The 21,542-nt window shown below is 60.0% G+C and carries 25 protein-coding genes; 23 read left to right on the top strand and 2 right to left on the bottom strand.

The features are described 5' to 3' along the window. Positions 1-12: 12 nt before the first annotated feature. The 14 genes from flhF (at position 13) to CK486_RS04710 (ending at position 12,563) form a co-directional block, all read left to right on the top strand. Positions 13-1,299, top strand: coding sequence for a flagellar biosynthesis protein FlhF (gene flhF / locus CK486_RS04775; protein WP_095939148.1), 1,287 nt, complete (start codon positions 13-15; stop codon positions 1,297-1,299). Positions 1,300-1,357: 58 nt separating this feature from the next. Continuing rightward, the gene (gene fleN, locus CK486_RS04770) at positions 1,358-2,191 is read left to right on the top strand and encodes a flagellar synthesis regulator FleN (protein WP_095939147.1); all 834 of its coding nucleotides are present in this window, start codon (positions 1,358-1,360) and stop codon (positions 2,189-2,191) included. Beyond that, complete coding sequence (fliA, locus tag CK486_RS04765; RefSeq protein ID WP_095939146.1) at positions 2,188-2,919, top strand: RNA polymerase sigma factor FliA; 732 nt, start codon at positions 2,188-2,190, stop codon at positions 2,917-2,919. Before fleN ends, fliA begins: the two co-directional genes overlap by 4 nt. A gap of 78 nt (positions 2,920-2,997) precedes the next feature. Next, positions 2,998-3,372: a chemotaxis response regulator CheY gene (locus CK486_RS04760; RefSeq protein ID WP_176481651.1), complete on the top strand. Its 375-nt coding sequence runs from the start codon at positions 2,998-3,000 to the stop codon at positions 3,370-3,372. A gap of 17 nt (positions 3,373-3,389) precedes the next feature. Beyond that, the gene (locus CK486_RS04755) at positions 3,390-4,178 is read left to right on the top strand and encodes a protein phosphatase CheZ (protein ID WP_095939144.1); all 789 of its coding nucleotides are present in this window, start codon (positions 3,390-3,392) and stop codon (positions 4,176-4,178) included. A gap of 11 nt (positions 4,179-4,189) precedes the next feature. Then, complete coding sequence (locus CK486_RS04750; protein WP_095939143.1) at positions 4,190-6,436, top strand: chemotaxis protein CheA; 2,247 nt, start codon at positions 4,190-4,192, stop codon at positions 6,434-6,436. 39 nt (positions 6,437-6,475) lie between these two features. Beyond that, on the top strand, positions 6,476-7,564 hold the full coding sequence (locus tag CK486_RS04745; RefSeq protein WP_095939142.1) for a chemotaxis response regulator protein-glutamate methylesterase: 1,089 nt from the start codon (positions 6,476-6,478) through the stop codon (positions 7,562-7,564). After that, on the top strand, positions 7,564-8,304 hold the full coding sequence (locus CK486_RS04740; protein ID WP_095939141.1) for a flagellar motor protein: 741 nt from the start codon (positions 7,564-7,566) through the stop codon (positions 8,302-8,304). The genes CK486_RS04745 and CK486_RS04740 overlap by 1 nt, the downstream gene beginning before the upstream one ends. A 4-nt stretch (positions 8,305-8,308) precedes the next feature. Next, positions 8,309-9,181 (top strand): flagellar motor protein MotD, encoded by an 873-nt coding sequence (gene motD / locus CK486_RS04735; RefSeq protein WP_095939140.1) that lies wholly within the window; start codon positions 8,309-8,311, stop codon positions 9,179-9,181. Positions 9,182-9,230: 49 nt separating this feature from the next. After that, positions 9,231-10,019, top strand: a complete 789-nt coding sequence (locus tag CK486_RS04730; RefSeq protein WP_095939139.1) for a ParA family protein — start codon at positions 9,231-9,233, stop codon at positions 10,017-10,019. 85 nt (positions 10,020-10,104) lie between these two features. After that, positions 10,105-11,013 carry a CheW domain-containing protein gene (locus CK486_RS04725; RefSeq protein WP_095939138.1) on the top strand — a complete coding sequence of 303 codons (909 nt, stop codon included), beginning with the start codon at positions 10,105-10,107 and terminating at the stop codon, positions 11,011-11,013. A gap of 91 nt (positions 11,014-11,104) precedes the next feature. Further along, the gene (locus tag CK486_RS04720) at positions 11,105-11,584 is read left to right on the top strand and encodes a chemotaxis protein CheW (protein WP_095939137.1); all 480 of its coding nucleotides are present in this window, start codon (positions 11,105-11,107) and stop codon (positions 11,582-11,584) included. Next, positions 11,584-11,982: a DUF2802 domain-containing protein gene (locus CK486_RS04715; RefSeq protein WP_095939136.1), complete on the top strand. Its 399-nt coding sequence runs from the start codon at positions 11,584-11,586 to the stop codon at positions 11,980-11,982. The genes CK486_RS04720 and CK486_RS04715 overlap by 1 nt, the downstream gene beginning before the upstream one ends. 119 nt (positions 11,983-12,101) lie before the next feature. After that, entirely contained in the window at positions 12,102-12,563 is a 462-nt protein-coding gene (locus CK486_RS04710; protein ID WP_095939135.1) for a rhodanese-like domain-containing protein, read from the top strand. Here the strand turns inward: CK486_RS04710 and CK486_RS04705 are convergent. Together CK486_RS04705 and CK486_RS04700 are read right to left on the bottom strand one after the other, a co-directional pair. After that, the gene (locus CK486_RS04705; RefSeq protein WP_095939134.1) at positions 12,523-12,861 is read right to left on the bottom strand and encodes an EscU/YscU/HrcU family type III secretion system export apparatus switch protein; all 339 of its coding nucleotides are present in this window, start codon (positions 12,859-12,861) and stop codon (positions 12,523-12,525) included. The two genes, CK486_RS04710 and CK486_RS04705, sit on opposite strands and share 41 nt — an antisense overlap. Beyond that, a complete protein-coding gene (locus CK486_RS04700; protein ID WP_095939133.1) occupies positions 12,858-14,411 on the bottom strand; it encodes a flagellar hook-length control protein FliK in 1,554 nt (517 codons plus the stop codon). Before CK486_RS04700 ends, CK486_RS04705 begins: the two co-directional genes overlap by 4 nt. A 172-nt stretch (positions 14,412-14,583) precedes the next feature. Between CK486_RS04700 and ccmA the strand changes: the two genes are divergently transcribed. Genes ccmA through ccmI form a run of 9 tightly spaced genes read left to right on the top strand, consistent with a single transcriptional unit; the run spans position 14,584 to position 21,505 of the window. Next, positions 14,584-15,228, top strand: a complete 645-nt coding sequence (ccmA, locus tag CK486_RS04695) for a cytochrome c biogenesis heme-transporting ATPase CcmA (RefSeq protein ID WP_371915478.1) — start codon at positions 14,584-14,586, stop codon at positions 15,226-15,228. Continuing rightward, a complete protein-coding gene (gene ccmB / locus CK486_RS04690) occupies positions 15,225-15,896 on the top strand; it encodes a heme exporter protein CcmB (protein WP_095939131.1) in 672 nt (223 codons plus the stop codon). Before ccmA ends, ccmB begins: the two co-directional genes overlap by 4 nt. A gap of 16 nt (positions 15,897-15,912) precedes the next feature. Beyond that, positions 15,913-16,671, top strand: a complete 759-nt coding sequence (locus tag CK486_RS04685) for a heme ABC transporter permease (RefSeq protein WP_095939130.1) — start codon at positions 15,913-15,915, stop codon at positions 16,669-16,671. After that, positions 16,671-16,847 carry a heme exporter protein CcmD gene (gene ccmD / locus CK486_RS04680; protein ID WP_095939129.1) on the top strand — a complete coding sequence of 59 codons (177 nt, stop codon included), beginning with the start codon at positions 16,671-16,673 and terminating at the stop codon, positions 16,845-16,847. Before CK486_RS04685 ends, ccmD begins: the two co-directional genes overlap by 1 nt. After that, complete coding sequence (gene ccmE / locus CK486_RS04675; RefSeq protein WP_095939128.1) at positions 16,844-17,314, top strand: cytochrome c maturation protein CcmE; 471 nt, start codon at positions 16,844-16,846, stop codon at positions 17,312-17,314. Before ccmD ends, ccmE begins: the two co-directional genes overlap by 4 nt. Before the next feature lie 15 nt (positions 17,315-17,329). Next, the gene (locus tag CK486_RS04670; RefSeq protein WP_095939605.1) at positions 17,330-19,303 is read left to right on the top strand and encodes a heme lyase CcmF/NrfE family subunit; all 1,974 of its coding nucleotides are present in this window, start codon (positions 17,330-17,332) and stop codon (positions 19,301-19,303) included. Next, positions 19,300-19,839 carry a DsbE family thiol:disulfide interchange protein gene (locus CK486_RS04665; protein ID WP_095939127.1) on the top strand — a complete coding sequence of 180 codons (540 nt, stop codon included), beginning with the start codon at positions 19,300-19,302 and terminating at the stop codon, positions 19,837-19,839. The genes CK486_RS04670 and CK486_RS04665 overlap by 4 nt, the downstream gene beginning before the upstream one ends. Next, entirely contained in the window at positions 19,836-20,303 is a 468-nt protein-coding gene (locus tag CK486_RS04660; RefSeq protein WP_095939126.1) for a cytochrome c-type biogenesis protein, read from the top strand. The genes CK486_RS04665 and CK486_RS04660 overlap by 4 nt, the downstream gene beginning before the upstream one ends. Continuing rightward, positions 20,303-21,505, top strand: coding sequence for a c-type cytochrome biogenesis protein CcmI (gene ccmI / locus CK486_RS04655; protein ID WP_095939125.1), 1,203 nt, complete (start codon positions 20,303-20,305; stop codon positions 21,503-21,505). The genes CK486_RS04660 and ccmI overlap by 1 nt, the downstream gene beginning before the upstream one ends. Positions 21,506-21,542: the final 37 nt, after the last annotated feature.

Raw genomic sequence — 21,542 nt, 5'->3', positions numbered from 1 at the left:
TGAGGTCACAGCATGCAAGTCAAACGCTTCTTCGCCGCCGATATGCGCCAAGCCATGAAACTGGTTCGCGATGAGCTGGGCGCCGATGCTGCCATCATTGGTAACCGTCGGGTGGCCGGCGGTGTGGAGCTGACTGCTGCTTTGGATTACCCGATGCCAGCGGCTGCACCGAGCAAGCCTAATCCACAGTTGGAAGCTGAGCTGCGCAAGACCCAGACCCGCATTGCCCAGGCGCACGCCGAACTGAGTGCTCCGGTGAGTGTGCCGGACAGTCAGGACCGCCAGTTGTTTACCCCAGGCGTGGCTGCCGTAAAACCCGTGAGCAAGCCGCAGGCGGTGGCCGCCCCGGCAATGGACCAGCGCGCTCTGGACGCCATGCGCTTTGAGCTGCACGGCCTGCGCGAGCTGATCGAGAGCCAGCTCGGTTCGCTGGCGTGGGGGCAGATGCAGAACCGCCGTCCGCAGCAGGCCAGCCTCTGGCGCCGTCTGCAGCGCATGGGAATCCCCGCTGACCTGGCCCGCCCGCTGCTAGACAAGGTGGCCGGCATCAGTGATGCACGTCAGGCCTGGCGCATGCTGCTGGCGCATCTGGCGCATGCCATCCGTACACCGGAACAGGAGCCGCTGGAGGAGGGAGGCGTGATTGCCCTTGTGGGTCCGGCCGGCATGGGTAAAACCACGACCCTAGCCAAGCTTGCGGCACGCTACGTACTCAAATACGGCGCGCAGAGCATTGCTTTGGTCAGCCTCGATAGCTACCGCATCGGGGCGCAGGAGCAGCTCAAAACGCTTGGCCGCATCCTTGGTGTGTCAGTGACCCCGGTCGATCCGGGTCAGTCACTTCTGCAGGCTCTGGCGCCACTGGCGCGTAAGCGGGTGGTGCTGATCGATACGGCAGGTCTGCCCGCCAACGACCCTGGGCTGCGTCTACAGTTGGAGATGCTGGCCTCGAGAGGGGTCAAATCGCGTAATTACCTTGTCATGGCTGCGACCAGTCAGGGGCAAGTGCTGAAAGCGGCCTACCATAGTTATAAGCAGTGTGGTCTTTCCGGCTGCATTCTGACCAAGCTCGACGAGTCGGCGAGCCTCGGTGAAGCATTGGGGCTGGCGATCAGCCAGCGTCTGCCGGTAGCCTATCTGGCTGATGGGCCTAGAATTCCTGATGATCTTCAGGTCTGGCGAAGCCATCAGCTGGTTAGCCGTGCAGTAAGTCTGCAAAGTGCACAAGACCCAAGTGAGGATGCTATGGCCGAGCTGTTTGCCGGCCTGTATCAGCAGCAGGCGCGGCAAGCCGGCTAAGCGAATGGCCAGTGCAATGGCATCTGGCCCGATAATGAAAGACAAGGTGTAAGAATCAATGGCAAGCATGCACCCCGTACAGGTGATTGCTGTAACCGGCGGCAAGGGTGGCGTCGGCAAGACCAACGTGTCGGTGAATCTGTCACTGGCATTGGCTGATCTTGGCCGGCGCGTCATGCTCATGGATGCCGATCTCGGTTTGGCCAACGTCGATGTGCTGCTTGGGCTGACGCCCAAGCGCACTTTGGCCGACGTGATCAGCGGTGAGTGCGACATCAAGGATGTGCTGCTGCAGGGGCCGGGCGGCATTCGTATCGTGCCTGCTGCGTCCGGCACTCAGAGCATGGTGCATTTGTCGCCGATGCAGCATGCTGGTCTGATCCAGGCCTTCAGTGAGATCAGCGAAAATCTCGATGTACTGATCATCGATACCGCCGCGGGCATCGGCGATGGTGTTGTCAGTTTTGTCCGCGCGGCTCAGGAAGTGCTGGTGGTGGTGTGCGATGAGCCGACCTCGATCACCGATGCCTATGCCCTGATAAAACTGCTAAATCGTGATTTCGGGGTGAATCGCTTCCGCGTGCTGGCCAATATGGCCCACTCCCCGCAGGAAGGTCGCAACCTCTTTGCTAAGCTCACCAAAGTAACTGATCGCTTCCTTGATGTGGCCCTGCAGTATGTTGGCGCGATTCCTTATGACGAGTCCGTGCGCAAGGCCGTGCAGAAGCAGCGAGCGGTTTACGAAGCTTTCCCCCGGTCGAAGTGTTCCCTGGCCTTCAAGGCCGTGGCGCAGAAAGTGGACAGCTGGCCTCTGCCAGCTAACCCTCGTGGCCATCTGGAGTTCTTCGTCGAACGCTTGGTGCAACAGCCGGTTGTGGGAAGTTCGATATGACAGCAGCCAGCGGACTCCGTATGTATAGCAAGGCGCAAGCTCAAGAGTCACAGCAGATGTTGATTGAGCGACATGGCCCTTTGGTCAAGCGCATTGCCTATCATCTGCTGGCCCGCTTGCCCGCTAATGTGCAGGTCGAAGACCTGATGCAGGCCGGTATGATCGGACTGCTGGAGGCCGCAAAGAAATATGACGCCAGCAAGGGCGCCAGCTTCGAAACTTACGCCGGCATCCGCATTCGCGGTGCCATGTTGGATGAAGTGCGTAAGGGGGATTGGGCGCCTCGCTCGGTGCATCGCAACAGCCGGATGGTCAGTGAAGCAATTCGTACCGTTGAAGCCAGATTGGGTCGAGACGCTAAAGATCAAGAGGTTGCGGCCGAACTTGAATTGAGTCTCGAGGAATACTACGGCATTCTCAACGACACTCAGGGGAGCCGCCTGTTCAGTTTCGATGACTTGTTACAGGACGGTGAGCACGATGATGCCAGCCATCAGGGGGAGCCAGCGCACGGTCTGGAAGATGAGCGTTTCCAAAAAGCTCTAGCCGAGGCCATTGCCCAGTTGCCTGAGCGCGAGCGCCTAGTGTTGGCGTTGTACTACGACGAAGAGCTGAATCTGAAGGAAATCGGTGCGGTGCTTGGTGTCAGTGAGTCCCGGGTGAGTCAGTTGCACAGTCAGTGTGCTGCAAGATTGCGTGCACGACTGGCGGACTGGCGTCTAGGCTGAGATAAGGCCGATCAAGAATTGACGGCGTTTCCTCAGGGAAGCGTTAGAGACTGTACGGAGGTCGACTTGGACAAGAATATGAAAATCCTCATCGTGGACGATTTTTCGACGATGAGACGGATCATCAAGAACCTGTTGCGTGATCTGGGTTTTACCAACACGTCGGAGGCTGATGACGGCACCACAGCGTTGCCGATGCTGCAGAGCGGCAGTTTCGACTTCCTGGTCACCGACTGGAACATGCCCGGGATGACCGGCATTGATCTGCTGCGTGCGGTGCGCGCGGATGAGCGCCTGAAGGGTTTGCCGGTGCTGATGGTGACTGCCGAGGCGAAGCGCGACCAAATTATCGAGGCGGCCCAAGCCGGGGTGAATGGCTACGTGGTCAAACCCTTTACGGCCCAGGTGCTCAAGGAAAAGATCGACAAGATTTTTGAGCGGGTCAATGGCTGATCAGCCTCGAGGATGCTATGGAGCACAACGAATCTTCGCAGGGTGAGCTTGAGACAACCCTGAAAGATCACGCAAACAAGTTGGTGAACAGCTTGGAACGCGGCAATTTTGCCGAGGCAATTCAGGTTATTTACGAACTCAATCAGGTGCGTGATCGTGGCTTGTACCAGGAAGTGGGCAAGCTGACCCGTGAGTTACACAACGCAATCGTCAACTTTCAGATCGACATCCACGGCAAGCATGCCCAGGAAATGTCACAGATCAACGATGCTACTCACCGCCTTAACTACGTGGTTGAGATGACCGAAAAAGCGGCCAATCGCACCATGGATTTGGTCGAGCTGAGCGCGCCCCTGGTCAATGGCCTCTCTGATGAGTCCCAGCAGTTGCGGGAAGAGTGGGGGCGCTTTATGCGTCGTGAAATCAGTGCCGATGGCTTCCGTGATCTTGCCAAAAAGGTCGACAACTTTCTTGGTCGTGTCGACCAGGATGGTACTCAGCTATCCAGCTATCTGAATGACATCCTCTTGGCTCAGGACTTTCAGGATCTCACTGGCCAGGTGATCAAACGTGTCACTGCGCTGGTGACTGAAGTGGAAAGTAATCTGGTCAAGCTGGTGATGATGGCCAGTCATGTCGATCGCTTCGCGGGTATCGAGCATGACCAAGCCGCGATCCAGGAAGAAGCCAAACAACAAAAAGTTTCATCCCAGGGTGAAGGTCCGCAGATGCATGCCGATAAGCGTGATGATGTCGTATCCGGACAGGTCGACGTCGATGATCTGCTTTCCAGTCTGGGCTTCTAAGGAGCACCTACATGAGCTTCGACGCCGATGAGGAAATTCTCCAGGACTTCCTGGTAGAGGCCGGCGAGATTCTTGAGCTGTTATCCGAACAATTGGTTGAGCTGGAAAGCCGGCCTGATGATATGGATCTGCTCAACGCCATCTTCCGGGGCTTTCACACCGTTAAAGGTGGGGCGGGCTTCCTCCAACTCAATGCTCTGGTTGAGTGCTGCCACATTGCCGAGAATGTGTTCGATATCTTGCGCAAGGGCGCTCGCCGGGTCGATGCGGAGCTGATGGACGTAGTGCTTCAGGCACTGGATACGGTTAACGAAATGTTCAGCCAGGTGCGTGAGCGTACCGAGCCAATTCCAGCCTCACCAGACTTGTTGCAGGCGCTGGCGCGGTTGGCTGAACCTCAGGGAGAGGCGCCCAGTGCACCACCTCCTGCTGCTCCGGCACCCGCTCCGGTAGTAGAAGAGCCTGTTTCAGTTGTCGTCGAGACTGCAGCTGTCGCTTCCGGTGACATCACCGACAGTGAGTTCGAGCAGCTTCTCGATGCTTTGGGCCCCGCTGAAACTAGTCCAGTCGAAGGCCCTGCGAGCAGCGTTGCTAGTGATGAGATCAGCGACGACGAGTTTGAAAAGTTGCTCGATGATCTGCATGGTCCAGGCAAGTTCGCGGCTGCGCCTGTAGCTGCTGAGCCGGCACCTGTGGCTGTTGGAGGCGGCGACGAAATAAGCGACTCGGAATTTGAGGCGTTACTTGATCAGTTGCATGGCAAGGGCAAGTTTGTTCCTCCGGCCGCTGAGCAGAGTATCAGCGTGGCCCCTGCAGCAGCCTCTGATGAACATATTACTGACGATGAGTTTGAGGCGCTTCTCGATCAGTTGCATGGCAAGGGTAAGTTTGTTCCCCCAGAAGAGCCTGCTGCCGCTGTGCCTCCCGTTACTAGCAAGGCCGCCGTCAGTGAGCCGGTTCCGGAACGGGTAGAGCCTAAGGCACCAGTAGCTACTGCTGCACCTTCACCCGCGCCAGCATCAGCTTCTGTACCGGCCAGAGCTGCGGCAGCACCTGCAGCCGCTGGTGACAAGGCCGGAGCTGCCAGTGAGGCGGAAACCACGGTTCGGGTGGACACTGCGCGTCTCGACGAGATCATGAACATGGTCGGCGAGTTGGTGCTGGTGCGAAACCGTCTGGTTCGTCTGGGCCTGAATAGCGGCGATGAGGCGATGTCCAAAGCCGTGTCCAACCTCGATGTAGTCACGGCTGATCTGCAGACTGCGGTGATGAAAACGCGGATGCAGCCGATCAAGAAGGTCTTTGGTCGATTCCCCCGATTGGTTCGTGACCTGGCGCGTAACCTTAAGAAAGAAATCAATTTGGAGCTGGTCGGCGAAGAAACCGATCTCGACAAAAACCTTGTAGAGGCTCTGGCTGACCCGCTGGTGCACTTGGTGCGCAATGCCGTTGACCACGGCGTGGAAACTCCGGAAGAGCGTGAGGCGGCCGGTAAACCACGTGCCGGTAAGGTCGTGCTGTCCGCCGAGCAGGAGGGGGATCACATCCTGCTGTCGATCTCCGATGATGGCAAGGGTATGGATGCTGATGTGCTGCGTGCCAAGGCTGTGGAAAAGGGCCTGCTGGACAAGGATGCGGCGGATCGCCTCAACGAACTGGAATGCTACAACCTGATTTTTGCCCCAGGCTTCTCGACCAAGACGGAGATTTCCGATGTGTCCGGTCGTGGGGTGGGCATGGATGTGGTCAAGACCAAAATTTCCCAGCTGAACGGTACGGTTAACGTCTATTCAGTCAAAGGGCAGGGTTCGAAGATCATCATCAAGGTGCCGCTGACCCTGGCGATCATGCCGACCCTGATGGTCATGCTGGCCAATCAGGCGTTTGCCTTCCCGCTGGTCAACGTCAACGAGATCTTCCATCTCGATCTGTCCAGAACCAACGTGGTTGATGGGCAGGAAGTGGTGATTGTGCGCGACAAGGCACTGCCACTGTTTTATCTCAAGCGCTGGCTGGTGCCCAATGCCGCCTATGATGAGCGTGGCGAAGGGCATGTTGTGATTCTTTCTGTCGGCACGCAGCGAATCGGTTTCGTGGTTGATCAGTTGGTTGGCCAGGAAGAGGTTGTTATCAAGCCGCTTGGCAAAAAGCTGCAAGGTACGCCTGGTATGGCGGGTGCGACCATCACCGGCGACGGTCGCATTGCTTTGATTCTCGATGTTCCCAGCATGCTTAAACGCTACGCTCGGCGTGGTTGAAATGCGCCAGCCACTGTTGGCTGGCGATGAGGAGTCTGTATGGCAGTAAAAGTGCTGGTGGTGGACGATTCGGGCTTTTTTCGCCGCCGCGTATCGGAAATCCTCTCTTCGGACAGTGGTATCGAGGTTGTTGGCACTGCTACCAACGGTCGCGAAGCGATCGATCAGGCAATGGCACTCAAGCCTGATGTGATCACCATGGACTACGAGATGCCGATGATGGATGGCATCACTGCTGTTCGTAACATCATGCAGCGCTGTCCCACTCCTGTACTGATGTTTTCCTCGCTGACTCATGAGGGTGCGCGGGTTACCTTGGACGCTCTGGATGCTGGCGCTGTTGACTTTTTGCCGAAGAACTTCGAAGACATCTCGCGTAATCCCGCTAAGGTAAAACAGTTGCTGTGCGAGAAAATTCTTTCTATCGCTCGCAGCAATCGTCGCACAACAAATTTTAGTGCTGCGCCTGTCGCAGCACCTGCTTCCGTGTCCAGTCACGCCTCTACGGCGCCTTCGCCATCGCCGCGTGTGCCTGTTACTCCTCCTTCTGCGTCAGTGCGTCGAAAAGCCTATCGCTTGGTCGCAATTGGAACATCTACGGGCGGCCCGGTAGCTCTGCAGCGAGTTCTGACTCAGTTGCCGGCTAATTTTCCGGCACCCATCGTCCTGATTCAGCATATGCCGGCGGCTTTCACCAAGGCATTTGCCGAGCGGTTGAATAGCCTCTGCCGCATTAATGTGAAGGAGGCCGAGGATGGAGATCTGCTGCGGCCGGGTGTGGCCTTACTGGCGCCTGGTGGTAAGCAGATGATGATTGATGGGCGCGGGCAGATCAAAATTCTGCCGGGCGACGAACGTCTCAACTACAAGCCCTGCGTCGATATCACATTTGGTTCTGCGGCCAAGGCCTATGCCGATAAAGTGCTGGCTGTGGTACTGACTGGTATGGGGGCAGATGGCCGTGATGGGGCTCGGATGCTCAAGGAAGTTGGTAGTCAGGTCTGGGCGCAGGATGAAGCCAGCTGTGTGATCTATGGAATGCCAATGGCTGTTGTCAAAGCCAATCTGGCTGATGCGGTATACCCCCTCGATGACATCGGCCGCCATTTGGCCGAGGCCTGTAGCTGATGGATGTACTGAGTCTCATCGGCGTTATTCTGGCCTTCATTGCCATTATCGGTGGGAACTACCTTGAAGGCGGTCATGCTGGGGCTCTCCTTAATGGGCCAGCGGCGCTTATTGTAATTGGTGGCACACTTGGTGCTGCCTTTTTGCAGACGCCACTGCCCGCTCTGAAAAGAGCTTCCGTGATTTTGCGCTGGATCATTTTTCCACCCGCCGTCGATATGCTTGGTGGCATCAGTCAAGTTGTTACCTGGAGCATGAAGGCTCGTAAAGAGGGGCTGCTTGGCCTGGAGTCAATTGCTGACAGCGAGCCTGATCCATACGCGCGTAAAGGTCTGCAGTTGCTGGTTGATGGTGCCGAACCAGAAGCTATTCGAAGCATCCTCGAAGTTGATCTGTATACCCAGGAAAGTCGTGATCTTCAGGCCGCCAAGATGTTCGAAAGCATGGGAGGCTACGCCCCCACTATCGGCATTATCGGTGCGGTGATGGGGCTTATTCATGTCATGGGAAATCTGGCTGATCCCAGCCAGCTAGGGAGTGGTATCGCGGTAGCCTTTGTGGCCACTATCTACGGTGTGAGTTTTGCCAACTTGTTGCTATTGCCAATAGGTAACAAGCTCAAGACGCTGGTACTGCAACAGTCGCGTTATCGTGAAATGTTGCTCGAAGGTATTCTTTCCATTGCCGAAGGGGAAAACCCGCGCGCTATCGAGATGAAGCTGCAAGGCTTCGTGGAGTAGGGTTGTGAGTCGGCGTCGGCGTCATGAAGAGCATGAGAACCATGAGCGTTGGCTGGTTTCATATGCCGACTTCATTACTCTGCTATTTGCTTTCTTCGTTGTGATGTATTCGATTTCCTCGGTCAATGAGGGCAAGTACAAGGTACTGTCCGATACCCTTGTTGGCGTTTTCAATCAACCTGAGCGTTCGACCAAACCCATTGCGATTGGCGAAGAGCAGCCTCGTACTATTTCGCCAGATCTGGATGCAGCGCCAGAAGGTGAGGAGAGTACAGGGACCACGGACTCGTTGAACCAGATTGCCCTGAGTGTGCAGCAATCTTTTGGTGATCTGATCAAGTCCAACCAGTTGACTGTAAGGGGCAATGAGCTTTGGGTTGAAATCGAGCTCAACTCCAGTCTGTTGTTTTCGAGTGGCGATGCAGTGCCTAGTGAGGGGGCTTTTGCCATCATTGAGAAGATCGCAGCGATCCTCGCACCTTACGAGAACCCTATTCACGTTGAAGGGTTTACCGATAACGTTCCGATCAGTGCCGGCCCCTATCCAAGCAACTGGGAGTTGTCTACAGCGAGGGCTGCGAGCATTGTCAGAATGTTGGCGCTTGATGGTGTAAGACCAGGGCGCATGGCGGCAGTTGGGTATGGAGAGTTTCAGCCAATTGCCGAAAATGACACTGCTGAGGGGCGTGGACGTAATCGGCGTGTGGTGCTTGTGGTTTCGCGTAATCTGGAGATACGCCGCAGCGTGAGCGGTGTGGGTAGTGCCCATGCCAAGCCGGATGCTGCTCTGCAGCGTGCTGGCACGCAACCTGCAGAAACACCTCAGTTACCGGCGCAGCCTGCGGGCGCCGTCAATTCTTTGCCTCCGGCCAATTGACTGGCCGAGTATCTTGGTAAGCCAGGTCGCTGCCGAGAGGATCATTATCATGAGAGTGTGGGCTGTTGCGAATCAGAAAGGTGGTGTCGGCAAAACCACCACGTCGATTGCCTTGGCGGGCCTCTTGGCCGACGCCGGCAAGCGCGTGGTGGTTGTCGATCTTGACCCCCATGGTTCGATGACCAGCTACTTTGGCCATGATCCTGACGGACTTGAACACAGTAACTACGATCTTTTTCTGCAACAGGGCAATGTTCCAAATGGCCTGCCGCAGCGCCTACTGTTACCCACTAGCAATGAGCGTATAGCGTTGCTGCCGTCCAGCACGGCGTTGGCTACTCTAGAACGACAGTCCCCAGGGCAGAACGGCCTGGGGCTGGTTATTGCCAAAAGCCTGGCGCAGCTCTGGGGGCAGTTTGATCATGCCATCATCGACAGCCCGCCATTGCTCGGTGTTCTGATGGTCAATGCGCTCGCTGCCAGTCAGCAGTTGGTGATTCCTGTTCAGACTGAATTTCTGGCGGTAAAAGGCTTGGAGCGTATGACCAATACGCTGACTATGATCAATCGCTCGAGAAAACAGGCTTTGCCTTACACCATAGTGCCTACTTTGTTTGACCGTCGAACACAGGCGTCGATGACAACACTGCGTCTGTTGCGTAACACCTATCCTGAGCAGCTGTGGCAAGCCTATGTGCCAGTGGACACGCGGCTGCGTGATGCCAGTCGGGCGGGTTTGACGCCCTCTCAGTTTGATCCCAATAGTCGCGGTGTGATTGCCTATCGGGCCTTGCTCAAGCATCTGCTAAGCCATCAACCGGCTACCCAGGTGGCGTGATGATCTGCTTTGTTGCCTTTTGGCGCTCAAGTTGCCGATGCTTGCAGCCGATAGTTTGCACAGCTATGGCTAAAAGGTTTTTCCAATGAATCGTCCGCAGCGCCTCAATACCCGTTCTCAGCTGGCTCTTCAGAGTTATCTGGATGCGTTGTTGCAGGATGCTGCGAGCGAGCTGGAAGCAGCCCGGGGGGTTGAGTTTGAGCCAGCGATGCCAGGTTCTCCCCACCGCGTAGCCATTCAAACTGATATGGATGATTTTGCGGCGGCGGTACTGGAGGAGGAGGTGCGTGATGCCCGCCGACAGCCTCAGCCCTCTGCACGGGTAGTGACTTTGGCGGAGCGTTTGCCGCCTGTTAAAAGCGAGCTTGGCTTGCCTTCGTTGTTGCCCAGTTTTTTGCCGGTGGTTGAGCCAGTTGTTGTAACAGAAACAACACCTGCGGTGAGCGAACCCTCCATCGAGCCGCCTGCGCCAGTAGTTGCAGTGGTTGTCGAGGAAAAAGCGCCAACAGCCAGTGCTCCCTGGGTTGGGCGGCCGAGTTGGGCAGATGAGCCCTTTGAGTGCTTGTTGTTCGATGTGGCTGGTTTGACGCTGGCAGTGCCTCTTATTTGCCTCGGTAGTATTTGCCCTCTGGAAGGACAGGAGTTAACGCCCTTGTTCGGCCAGCCTGATTGGTTTCTCGGCATCCTGCCGGTGCCCGCAGGCAACCTCAAAGTCATTGATACGGCGCGCTGGGTAATGCCAGAGCGCTATCGTGATGAGTGCCGTGAGGGGCTGCAGTACGTTATCTCCATTCAAGGTTGTGAGTGGGGGCTGGCTGTGCATCAGGTCAGTCGCTCGATTCGCCTTGATCCGAGTGAGGTCAAGTGGCGTAGTCAGCGTACTCAGCGGCCTTGGCTAGCTGGAACAGTTATCGAGCATATGTGTGCGTTGCTTGATGTTTCGGCGTTGGCAGAGCTGATTGCTGCCAGCGACAGACGCAAGACAAAGGTTTGACGAGCCCAATCAGAATTGGGCTTCTATAGTGATAACAAGCGGGTAGACCCGTATTTGCCGCCACTGGTGGTTTTGACGAGGCGAGGGAACAATGAAAAAGTCTTCTGCACAAGGTTCCGAAGATCCGATTCTGCAGTGGGTGACGTTCCGACTGGATAACGAAACCTATGGCATCAACGTGATGCAGGTGCAGGAAGTGCTGCGCTACACCGAGATCGCGCCGGTGCCGGGCGCGCCCAGCTACGTGCTGGGCATCATCAACCTGCGCGGCAACGTGGTCACGGTGATCGATACCCGTCAGCGCTTTGGCCTGATGCCGGCGCCGGTGACCGACAACACGCGCATCGTGATCATTGAAGCGGACAAGCAGGTGGTCGGCATCCTGGTCGACAGCGTGGCTGAGGTGGTTTACCTGCGCCAGTCCGAGGTGGAAACCGCGCCGAATGTTGGCAATGACGAGTCTGCCAAGTTCATCCAGGGCGTGTGCAACAAGAATGGCGAGCTGCTGATTCTGGTCGAACTGGACAAGATGATGAGCGAAGAAGAGTGGTCTGAGCTGGACGGCATCTGATGCTCGAGATCGCGCTGGGTCTGCTGGGGTTGACGTGTGTCGGCCTTATCGGCGCCTGTGTGTGGCTGGCAGGACGCCTGCGTGAGCAGGCGGTGCTGCAGGCCGAGCGGGCTGCTGCCTATGACCAGCGGCTGAAAGAGTTGTCCCGGCGTCTGGATGCTTACCTCACCGGGAGCATCCGCATGGGCGAAGAACTGCACGAGCTGCGCCGGGTGGTGGCCCCGTTGCCGGATAAACTCAGTCAGATCGAACAGCGTGATCCGACGTCGCTGTCCTTCACCCAGGCCGCCCGTTTGGTTGGCATGGGCGCCAGCGTTGATGATCTGACGCACTCCTGTGGCCTGACCAAAGCCGAGGCTGAACTGGTCAGTCGCCTGCATCAAGCACGCAAAGCGTGATCTCCCGCCGTCGCTGATAGTGCTGCGCGCTCTTAGCAGACGTTTTGCTCCTGCCAATGGTTCCAAGCTGTGCATGTTGCCTTGCCTACGCTCAAGAAAGACGCGGGGAGGGCCGGATCATGCTGCGCTTGTGTGGGTTGTTGCTGGTGCTGGTAATGAGTTCACTGCACGCGGCCGAGGCGCCTGTCGAGGTGGCGGGCGCCATGACGGTCAATAGCGCGCAGGCCAAGCGCCTGCACGAGCTGGGCGCGGTGTTTGTCGATGTGCGACCGACCCGTGAGTGGTCGTGGGGGCATGTCTGGGGCGCTGTGCATCTGGATCTGGCGGGCAATTTCGCGGAAATGGGCAATCAGGCCTGGCCGCGGCAGGTACCGCTGGTGGTCTACTGCGACAGTGAGGTGTGCCCGCGCAGTGCAGTCGCTGCAGAGATGCTGGTCAGTTGGGGCTACACGCAGGTCTATTACTACCGCGAGGGCTTCTTTGCCTGGCAGTTGCTGGACATGCCTCAGGGCCGTGGACTGAAAGGTGAGCAGGTGGCCTTCAGGCCTTTGGCGGCGCCAGCCGTGGCAGGTCTGGAGTGACATCCCGTTCACTGCTGCCTGTGGGGGTGAAACCTGGCGGGCATTGCCCCTTGAGGTGCCAGGCAAAGGCAATGATCTCGGCAATGCAGCGGTACAGCGCCTCGGGAATGGCATCGCCCAGCTCCAGGCGAGCCAGCAGCTTGACCAGATCGGCATTCTCGTAGATCGGCACTTCATGCTCGCGGGCCAGGGCGAGGATTGCCTCGGCCAGCTCGTCATCGCCCTTGGCGGTCAGGCTGGGGGCATTGCTGCCGTCATATTGCAGGGCAATGGCCTGGCGGTTCGGATGCTTGCTCATGCTTTCTCGTCAATCCAGCGTTGCTGCAATTGGGTTCGCGGGCCTTGTGGCGGCACGCCTTGCTGGCAGGCCAGTTCACCCACGCTGAAGCCGGCTGCGTTGAGACGCTCACGCAGCCAGGGCAGTTCGGCGTTGGCCAGCTGCGCGGTGCTGGCACGCTCGGCCCACAGCTGGCTGCTGAAACAACCGCGCAGCAACTGTGCCTGTACCTGCAGAGCGCCCAGCGGTTCCAGGTTGAAGGCCAGATCAACCCGCCAGAGGGTTTGAGGTTGGCTGTTCTTCTGCTGCGCCGGGCTCTGTTCCTGCTCGATCTTCACCTGCAGGCTGGTAAAGCCCTCCGCCTGGCGTAGCGGAATTTCCATCTGCCAGGTGGTCAGTTGGCTTCCGTCGGCCAGTGTCTGGCTTTGTCCGAGGCTGGACAGCTGGTGTGTCTGCAGGCGAGATACGGCGGCCGCGGCGAGCTTGAGCAAGGCCTCCAGATCGGCATCTTCGCCGCCTTGTGTCAGCAGCCTGGCCGGTAGCGGAAAGCCTGCAGTGCTGGCTTTGCCAGGTGCTGCACCACCGAGCATGCCGCGCAAAAGGGTGGGCAGGGCCTGGGTCAGCAGATTGACGTTGAGACTGGCGCCCAGCGGGCTGCTCAGCGGTGATCCTGCAGGCAATTGCGGCAGCAGTTGGGCGATCAGGCGCAGCAGGTTACCTTTGAGATCCTGGGGCAGGCTCTGTTGGGCATTAGGGCTTAGCAGGTGCGCTTCGAAAAAGCTGCCACTGCCGGCCATGGCTTTGCTCAAGTGTTCCGGGTTCTGCAGTTGCTTGAAGTCCGGCAGTTGATTGAGCAACTGGCTGGCGGTCTTTTGCAGTTCCGGCGTCAGCTTGTTGCCGGAGATCAGGTCGCTAAGGGGTTTGAGCAGCGCCTCCAGGGAAGTTTGGCGGCTTTGCTGCTGATTGAGTTGTTGCTGGATTTCCAGGCTGTCGAGCTGGGCACTGGGTGGCAGGAACTGCAGGGTCTGGCTGTCGATCACCCGGGCGCTGAGCAGGCTGCCAATGGGCAGGGGTTGCGGACTGTCGAGCTTGATCTGCTGGCCGGCCAGCTGTCCGGTGAGCAGGCTGGCCAGTACCCGGTACAGGTTTTGTCCACTCTTGCCCGCCGCCTGCAACTCGCTGCTGATCACCCGGGCCTGCAGCAGGCTGCCGGTTGGCGCGGCCTGACTGTTCAAACGGGTCAGTGCCGTGTCCAGCCCGGCCTGAAGAGTGGCCGACAGGCGCTGTTCGGAGACGGCGGTGAGGGTCAGGCGCGTACCTTCGGGCAAAGGCTGGTTGCTGGTGGCGGGCAGGGTGGCCTGGCGGCCATTGGCCAAGGTCATCTTCAGCAATACCTGGAAGCTTTGCTGCTGCTCGCGCAGGGTGATGACTTCTGCCTGTACCTGCTCGCCGGTAGCCAGCAAGCCCTGCAGGGGTTGCAGCAGCTTGATCGCCAGTTCGGCCGCAGCGCTGGAGGGCGGGCGGCTGCTGGTCGGTGGCAAGGGGCGGGTGGCGCCGATCTCGGAGGTCATCGGGTTACAACCTGTTGAAAATGCCGGCTTCGGCGGTACAAGTGCGCTGTGTATAATCGCGCCCCGAGCATAGGCCGCCAGCGGTCTGTCTGGTTCGACCGCGCTAGAGCGGCACCTTGGGTGCGGCTTCAGTATAGCGGCCATGCCCCATCCGACTTGAGTGCAAAACGCCGTGCCAGCTACCTGTCGTCCTCTTCTCGAAGCCGTGGCACTCGCCTGTGAGCGCGACTGGCGCATGCTGTTCGAGGACCTTGCGTTCAGTCTGGCCGAAGGCGACATGCTGCAGATAGTCGGCCCCAACGGCAGCGGCAAGACCAGTCTGCTGCGTCTGATTGCCGGACTGATGGAACCCAGCAGTGGCGAACTGCGACTGTTCGGGGAACCGCTGGCGCGCCAGCGCCATGAGCTGACCCGCAACCTGTTGTGGATTGGTCATGCACCGGGGGTCAAGGGCCTGCTGACCGCCGAGGAGAACCTTGCCTGGCTCTGCGCCCTGCATCAGCCGGTCGAGCGCGAGGCCATCTGGCAGGCCCTGGCCGCCGTTGGCCTGCGCGGCTATGAGGATGTTGCCTGCCATCGCCTGTCAGCCGGCCAGCAACGCCGTGTGGCACTGGCCCGCCTGTATCTGCCGGCACCACCTTTGTGGGTGCTGGATGAGCCGTTCACCGCGCTCGACAAACAGGGCGTCGCCCAGCTGGAACAGCATCTGGCGCGCCATTGCGAACAGGGCGGTTCGGTGGTCTTCACCACCCACCACAGCCTGGGGCACAAACCGGCCAGCTACCGTGAACTTGACCTGGGGCAGTGGGCCGCATGAGCAACTTCTTTACCCTGCTGCTGGCCCGGGAAGCACGTCTGCTGTGCCGGCGACCGGCTGAACTGGCCAACCCGCTGGTGTTCTTTGCCATTGTCATCGCCCTGTTTCCGCTGGCGGTTGGTCCGGAAAGCCAGCTGCTGCAGACCCTGTCACCCGGGCTGATCTGGGTAGCGGCGCTGTTGGCCGTACTGCTGTCACTGGACGGCTTGTTTCGCAGTGATTTCGAGGACGGTTCGCTGGAGCAGTGCGTCCTTTCGCCGCAACCCCTGCCACTGCTGGTATTGGCCAAGGTACTGGCACACTGGCTGTTCTCCGGATTGGCGCTGGTGCTGCTGGCGCCGCTGCTGGCCCTGATGCTGGGGTTGCCGGGACGTTGCCTGCCGGTGCTGCTGCTGTCGCTGCTGCTCGGCACGCCGGTGCTGAGCCTGCTGGGCGCGGTTGGTGCGGCGTTGACGGTAGGCCTCAAACGCGGTGGTCTGCTCCTGGCGCTGCTGATTCTGCCGTTGTACATCCCGGTGCTGATTCTCGGCACGGGCGCCTTGCAGGCCTCCCTGCAGGGATTGCCGGCAGCCGGGCAGTTGCTGTGGCTGGCCAGCCTGGCGGCGCTGGCCGTTACCCTGACACCTTTTGCGATTGCTGCCGGGCTGAAAATCAGCCTGGCCGAATAGAAGAGTGAAGTCCCAGATGAATTGGACGTGGTTTCACAAGTGGGGTTCGCCCAAGTGGTTTTATGAAATGAGCGGCCGCTGGCTGCCCTGGCTTACTGTGGCTGCCGTGCTGCTGCTGGTTGTCGGTCTGGTCTGGGGTCTGGCCTATGCGCCGCCTGAGAAATACCAGGGCAACAGCTACCGGATCATTTATATCCACGTGCCGGCGGCGTTTCTCGCCCAGTCCTGCTACCTGATGATGGCCATTGCCGGTGCAGTCGGCCTGATCTGGAAGATGAAACTGGCGGACGTGGCCCTGCAGCAGGCGGCGCCCATTGGCGCCTGGATGTGCTTTATCGCGCTGATCACCGGGGCCATCTGGGGCAAGCCGACCTGGGGCACCTACTGGATCTGGGATGCCCGGCTGACCTCGATGCTGATTCTGCTGTTCCTCTACTTCGGCATCATCGCCCTGGGCAATGCCATCAGTAACCGCGACAGCGCGGCCAAGGCCTGCGCGGTGCTGGCGCTGGTGGGCGCGGTGAACATCCCGATCATCCAGAAGTCGGTGGAGTGGTGGAATACCCTGCACCAGCCGGCCACCTTCAAGATCACTGGTAAGGCCAGCATGAGTGCCGAGATGTGGCTGCCGCTGCTGATCATGGTGCTGGGCTTCTACTGCTTTTTCGGCGCCGTGCTTCTGATGCGCATGCGCCTGGAAGTGTTGCGCCGCGAGGCGCGGGCACGCTGGGTCAAGGATGAAGTCGCAGGTCTGGTCAACGCGGGGAACAAGTGATGAGTTTTGCCTCGTTCGGCGAATTCCTGGCCATGGGTAATCATGGCCCTTATGTCTGGTCGGCTTACGGCATCAGCCTGCTGGTGCTGGCGTTGAATGTGGTGCTGCCGATTCTGGCCCGGCGCCGTTACCTGCAAGACGAGGCGCGCCGTCTGCGCCGGGAGGAAGCGAAGTGAATCCGGTACGCAAGAAGCGCCTGTATATCGTCCTGGTCATTCTGGTCGGCGTGGGCGCGGCGGTGGCGCTGGCGCTGAGTGCGCTGCAGGAGAACATCAACCTGTTCTACACCCCGACCCAGATCGCCAATGGCGAGGCGCCGCAGGACACGCGCATCCGCGCCGGCGGCATGGTAGCCAAGGGTTCGGTCAAGCGTTCGGCCGACTCGCTGGATGTCGAGTTCGTGGTCACCGACTTCGCCAAGAGCGTGACCATTCGCTACCGCGGCATCCTGCCGGATCTGTTCCGTGAGGAGCAGGGCATCGTAGCCCTCGGCAAGCTGGATGCCGACGGTGTACTGGTTGCCGATGAAGTGCTGGCCAAGCACGACGAGAATTACATGCCGCCGGAAGTGACCAAGGCCCTGAAGGAAAGCGGTCAGCTGGACGCCAATGGTCAACCGGCCGCAGCGGCCAAGGGAGAATAAGTGATGAACCCGACTCTGGTGCCGGAACTCGGCCACCTGGCACTGATTCTCGCCCTGTGTTTTGCCCTGGTGCAGTCGATTTTCCCGCTGGTCGGCGCCTGGCGTGGCGATCGGCAGTGGATGAGCATGGGCGTGCCGGCGGCCTGGGGCCAGTTCGCCATGCTGGCGTTCTCCTTCGCCTGCCTCACTCAGGCCTTTCTGGTCGATGACTTCTCGGTGGCCTATGTCGCCAGCAACTCCAACACAGCGCTGCCATGGGTGTACAAGATCAGTGCGGTATGGGGTGCCCACGAGGGTTCGCTGCTGTTGTGGGCGCTGATTCTCGGTGGCTGGACCTTCGCCGTGTCGGTGTTCTCGCGGCAATTGCCGGAACCGGTGCTGGCCCGCGTGCTGTCGGTCATGGGCATGATCAGCATCGGCTTCCTGCTGTTTATGATCATCACCTCCAACCCCTTTATGCGTTTGCTGCCGGATACCCCGGCTGATGGCCGCGACCTCAACCCGCTGCTGCAGGATTTTGGTCTAATCGTCCATCCACCGATGCTGTACATGGGTTATGTCGGTTTCTCCGTGGCCTTTGCCTTTGCCATCGCCGCGCTGCTCGGCGGTCGTCTGGATGCGGCCTGGGCGCGCTGGTCGCGGCCGTGGACAATCGTGGCCTGGGCTTTCCTCGGTATCGGTATCGCGCTGGGCTCCTGGTGGGCCTATTACGAGCTGGGCTGGGGCGGCTGGTGGTTCTGGGATCCGGTGGAAAATGCCTCGTTCATGCCCTGGCTGGTGGGCACGGCCCTGATCCACTCGCTGGCGGTGACCGAAAAGCGTGGCGTGTTCAAGAACTGGACCGTGCTGCTGGCGATTGCCGCCTTTTCCCTCAGTCTGCTGGGGACCTTCCTGGTCCGCTCCGGTGTGCTGACCTCGGTGCATGCCTTTGCCACCGACCCGGAGCGCGGGGTGTTCATTCTGGGTTTCCTGCTGGCGGTGGTCGGTGGCTCGCTGACCCTGTTCGCCCTGCGGGCGCCGGTGGTCAAGAGTAATGTCGGCTTTGCCCTGTGGTCGCGGGAAACCTGGCTCTTGGTCAACAACCTGGTGCTGGTGGTAACGGCGGCGACGATCCTGCTGGGTACTCTCTATCCGCTGATTCTCGATGCGCTGACTGGCGCCAAGCTGTCTGTCGGCCCGCCATACTTCAATGCCCTGTTCCTGCCGCTGATGGCCCTTCTGATGGCGGTGCTGGCGATCGGCCTGCTGGTGCGCTGGAAAGACACGCCCGTGAAGTGGCTGGTGGGCATGCTGACGCCGGTGTTGCTGACGAGTGTGGCGCTGGCCGTGGTCGCCAGCCTGCTGTTCGGCGAGTTCAACTGGGCGGTGCTGGCGGTATTCCTGCTCTCGGCTTGGGTGGTACTGGCCGGTGTGCGCGATCTGCTCGACAAGACCCGCCACAAAGGTCTGTTCAAGGGGATGCGCAGCCTGTCCTCCAGTTACTGGGGCATGCAGCTGGCCCACGCCGGTATTGCCGTGTGCGCCATCGGCATCGTGCTGGTCAGCCACTTCAGTGCCGAGCGTGACCTGCGCATGGAACCGGGTGATTCGGCCGAGCTTGCCGGTTACCGCTTTGTCTTCGAGGGAGCCGAGCACCACGAAGGGCCGAACTACACCTCCGACCGTGCCACGGTGCGCGTGCTGCAGGGCAGTGAGGAAATTGCCGTGCTGCACCCGGAGAAGCGCCTGTACACCGTGCAGCGCATGCCCATGACCGAAGCCGGCATCGATGCCGGGTTTACCCGCGACCTGTATGTCGCGCTGGGTGAGCCACTGGAGCAGGGCGCCTGGGCCGTGCGTCTGAACGTCAAGGCCTATGTGCGCTGGATCTGGCTGGGCGGTCTGATGATGGGCCTGGGTGGCTTGCTGGCGGCATGCGACCGGCGCTACCGGGTGAAGGTGAAAACGCGCGTGCGCGAGGCGCTGGCGCTCAATGGAGCTTCTGCATGAAACGGGCAATCCTGCTGCTGCCGCTGCTGGTCTTTCTCGGCATGGCGGTGTTTCTTTACCGCGGCCTGTTTCTCGATCCATCGGAGTTGCCGTCGGCCCTGATCGACAAGCCGTTGCCGGCCTTCAGCCTGCCGGATCTCCAGGATGCGCAGCGGACCCTGACCCAGGACGACCTCAAGGGGCGCCCTGCGCTGGTCAATGTCTGGGCAACCTGGTGCCCTACCTGCAAGGCCGAGCACCAGATGCTCAACCGCCTGGCGCAGCAGGGCGTGGTCATCCATGGCGTCAACTACAAGGATGACGCCGCGGCGGCCCGTCAGTGGCTCACCAATTACCGCGATCCCTACACGCTGAACGTGATGGATACCGATGGCTCGCTGGGCGTCAATCTGGGTGTTTACGGCGCGCCGGAAACCTTCCTGATCGATGCCAAGGGCGTGATTCGCCACAAGTATGTGGGGGCCATTGATGAGCGCGTGTGGCGCGAGGAACTGGCGCCACGCTATCAGGCACTGCTCGACGAGGTGCAGCCGTGAAGAAACTACTTTGTGGTTTGCTGCTGGCGTTCGGCCTCAGTGGCGCCGTGCTGGCAGCCATCGATACCTACGAGTTCAAGAACGAGAGTGAGCGTCAGCGCTTCCGCCAGCTCACCGAAGAGCTGCGCTGCCCCAAGTGCCAGAACCAGAACATCGCCGATTCCAATGCGCCGATCGCCATGGACCTGCGCCGCGAGATTTACCGCATGTTCGCCGAGGGCAAGAGCAATGCCGAGATCGTCGACTTCCTGGTTGACCGCTATGGCGACTTCGTCCTCTACAACCCCCCTCTGTCGAGCAAAACCCTGCTGCTCTGGTACGGTCCGGCCGGGTTGCTGGGGCTGGGCGTGCTGACCCTGGGTGTGATCGTCTGGCGTCGTCGCCGCAGCGTGACGAGTGCCGCTACCACTGAACTGTCGGCCGAGGAGCGCGAGCGCCTGGCCCAATTGCTGGATAAGAAGTGATGATCGATTTCTGGTTGCCCGCCGGCCTGCTGTTGCTGGTGGCGTTGTCCTTTCTGCTGGTTCCCCTGCTGCGTGGTCGTAAGGCTCAGGCCGAAGAGGATCGTACAGCCCTGAACGTGGCGCTCTATGAGGAGCGGGTGGCCGAGCTGCAGGCGCAGCAGGTAGCCGGAACGCTGACCGACGAGCAACTGACCGCCGGAAAGGCGGAAGCGGCCCGCGAGCTGTTGGCCGATGCCGAGCGTGATGAGGCCGCGCAGCGCCGTCTGGGGCAGTGGCTGCCGCTGGCCGCCGCACTGATGGTGCCGCTGCTCGGTCTGGGTCTGTACCTGCACTGGGGCGGTCTGGATCAGGTGAATCAGACCCGCGAGCTGGCGCAGATGGCGCCACGCAGCATGGCGGAGATGACCGAGCGTCTGGAACAGAGCGTGAAGAGCCGCCCGGAAGACCCGGAAGGCTGGTATTTCCTCGGTCGTACCTACATGGCGCAGGAGCGTGCCGCGGATGCCGCCAAGGCGTTTGCCGAAGCGGTCCGGCTGGCCGGGCGTGAACCGGCACTGCTGGGCCAGTGGGCGCAGGCTCAGTACTTTGCCCAGAACAAGCAATGGAGCGAGAGTCTGCAGCAACTGACCGATGAGGCACTGCAGGCCGATCCGGAAGAAGTGACCAGCCTCGGGCTGCTCGGTATCGCCGGTTACGAGGCCGGCCGCTATGCCGATGCGGTGCGCTACTGGGAGCGTCTGGTGGCGGTACTGCCGGCCGAAGACCCGTCGCGCGAGGCTATTCAGAGCGGTATCGCCCGTGCCCGTGAGCAACTGGGTGCTGCGGCGCCGGCTGTGGCGGCAACGCCGGCACCGGCAGCGGCCAGCCTGAAGGTCAGGGTCGAGCTGGATGCGGCGCTCAAGGACAAGGTTCAGCCGGGGGATGCGGTGTTCGTCTTCGCCCGGGCATTGTCCGGCCCGCCCATGCCGCTGGCGGTCAAACGCCTGACGGTGGCCGATCTGCCGGCCGAAGTGAGCCTGAGTGACAGCGATGCGATGATGCCGCAGCTGAAACTGTCGAAATTTCCTGAAGTGCAGCTGGTGGCGCGGGTTTCGCGAGCCGGCAATGCCACGGCCGGTGAGTGGATCGGCCGCAGCGCCGGAGTTTCCAGTCAGAGCACCGAGCAGCAGTCCGTACGCATCAGCGAGGCGGATCAGCGCTAACCTGTCCTCACGAAGAAGCCCGCCAATTGGCGGGCTT

Source organism: Pseudomonas sp. HAR-UPW-AIA-41, from assembly GCF_002304225.1.
Lineage (GTDB): Bacteria > Pseudomonadota > Gammaproteobacteria > Pseudomonadales > Pseudomonadaceae > Aquipseudomonas.
The sequence above is the reverse complement of the archived record's forward strand: the minus strand, read 5'-3'. Positions and strand labels throughout refer to the sequence as shown.

Bases quoted from the DNA above. Each gene is read 5' to 3' on its own strand.
- flhF (WP_095939148.1), top strand. From the start codon at position 13: ATGCAAGTCAAACGCTTCTTCGCCGCCGATATGCGCCAAGCCATGAAA.
- fleN (WP_095939147.1), top strand. From the start codon at position 1,358: ATGGCAAGCATGCACCCCGTACAGGTGATTGCTGTAACCGGCGGCAAG.
- fliA (WP_095939146.1), top strand. From the start codon at position 2,188: ATGACAGCAGCCAGCGGACTCCGTATGTATAGCAAGGCGCAAGCTCAA.
- CK486_RS04760 (WP_176481651.1), top strand. From the start codon at position 2,998: ATGAAAATCCTCATCGTGGACGATTTTTCGACGATGAGACGGATCATC.
- CK486_RS04755 (WP_095939144.1), top strand. From the start codon at position 3,390: ATGGAGCACAACGAATCTTCGCAGGGTGAGCTTGAGACAACCCTGAAA.
- CK486_RS04750 (WP_095939143.1), top strand. From the start codon at position 4,190: ATGAGCTTCGACGCCGATGAGGAAATTCTCCAGGACTTCCTGGTAGAG.
- CK486_RS04745 (WP_095939142.1), top strand. From the start codon at position 6,476: ATGGCAGTAAAAGTGCTGGTGGTGGACGATTCGGGCTTTTTTCGCCGC.
- CK486_RS04740 (WP_095939141.1), top strand. From the start codon at position 7,564: ATGGATGTACTGAGTCTCATCGGCGTTATTCTGGCCTTCATTGCCATT.
- CK486_RS04730 (WP_095939139.1), top strand. From the start codon at position 9,231: ATGAGAGTGTGGGCTGTTGCGAATCAGAAAGGTGGTGTCGGCAAAACC.
- CK486_RS04725 (WP_095939138.1), top strand. From the start codon at position 10,105: ATGAATCGTCCGCAGCGCCTCAATACCCGTTCTCAGCTGGCTCTTCAG.
- CK486_RS04720 (WP_095939137.1), top strand. From the start codon at position 11,105: ATGAAAAAGTCTTCTGCACAAGGTTCCGAAGATCCGATTCTGCAGTGG.
- CK486_RS04715 (WP_095939136.1), top strand. From the start codon at position 11,584: ATGCTCGAGATCGCGCTGGGTCTGCTGGGGTTGACGTGTGTCGGCCTT.
- CK486_RS04710 (WP_095939135.1), top strand. From the start codon at position 12,102: ATGCTGCGCTTGTGTGGGTTGTTGCTGGTGCTGGTAATGAGTTCACTG.
- CK486_RS04705 (WP_095939134.1), bottom strand. From the start codon at position 12,861: ATGAGCAAGCATCCGAACCGCCAGGCCATTGCCCTGCAATATGACGGC.
- CK486_RS04700 (WP_095939133.1), bottom strand. From the start codon at position 14,411: ATGACCTCCGAGATCGGCGCCACCCGCCCCTTGCCACCGACCAGCAGC.
- ccmB (WP_095939131.1), top strand. From the start codon at position 15,225: ATGAGCAACTTCTTTACCCTGCTGCTGGCCCGGGAAGCACGTCTGCTG.
- CK486_RS04685 (WP_095939130.1), top strand. From the start codon at position 15,913: ATGAATTGGACGTGGTTTCACAAGTGGGGTTCGCCCAAGTGGTTTTAT.
- ccmD (WP_095939129.1), top strand. From the start codon at position 16,671: ATGAGTTTTGCCTCGTTCGGCGAATTCCTGGCCATGGGTAATCATGGC.
- CK486_RS04665 (WP_095939127.1), top strand. From the start codon at position 19,300: ATGAAACGGGCAATCCTGCTGCTGCCGCTGCTGGTCTTTCTCGGCATG.
- ccmI (WP_095939125.1), top strand. From the start codon at position 20,303: ATGATCGATTTCTGGTTGCCCGCCGGCCTGCTGTTGCTGGTGGCGTTG.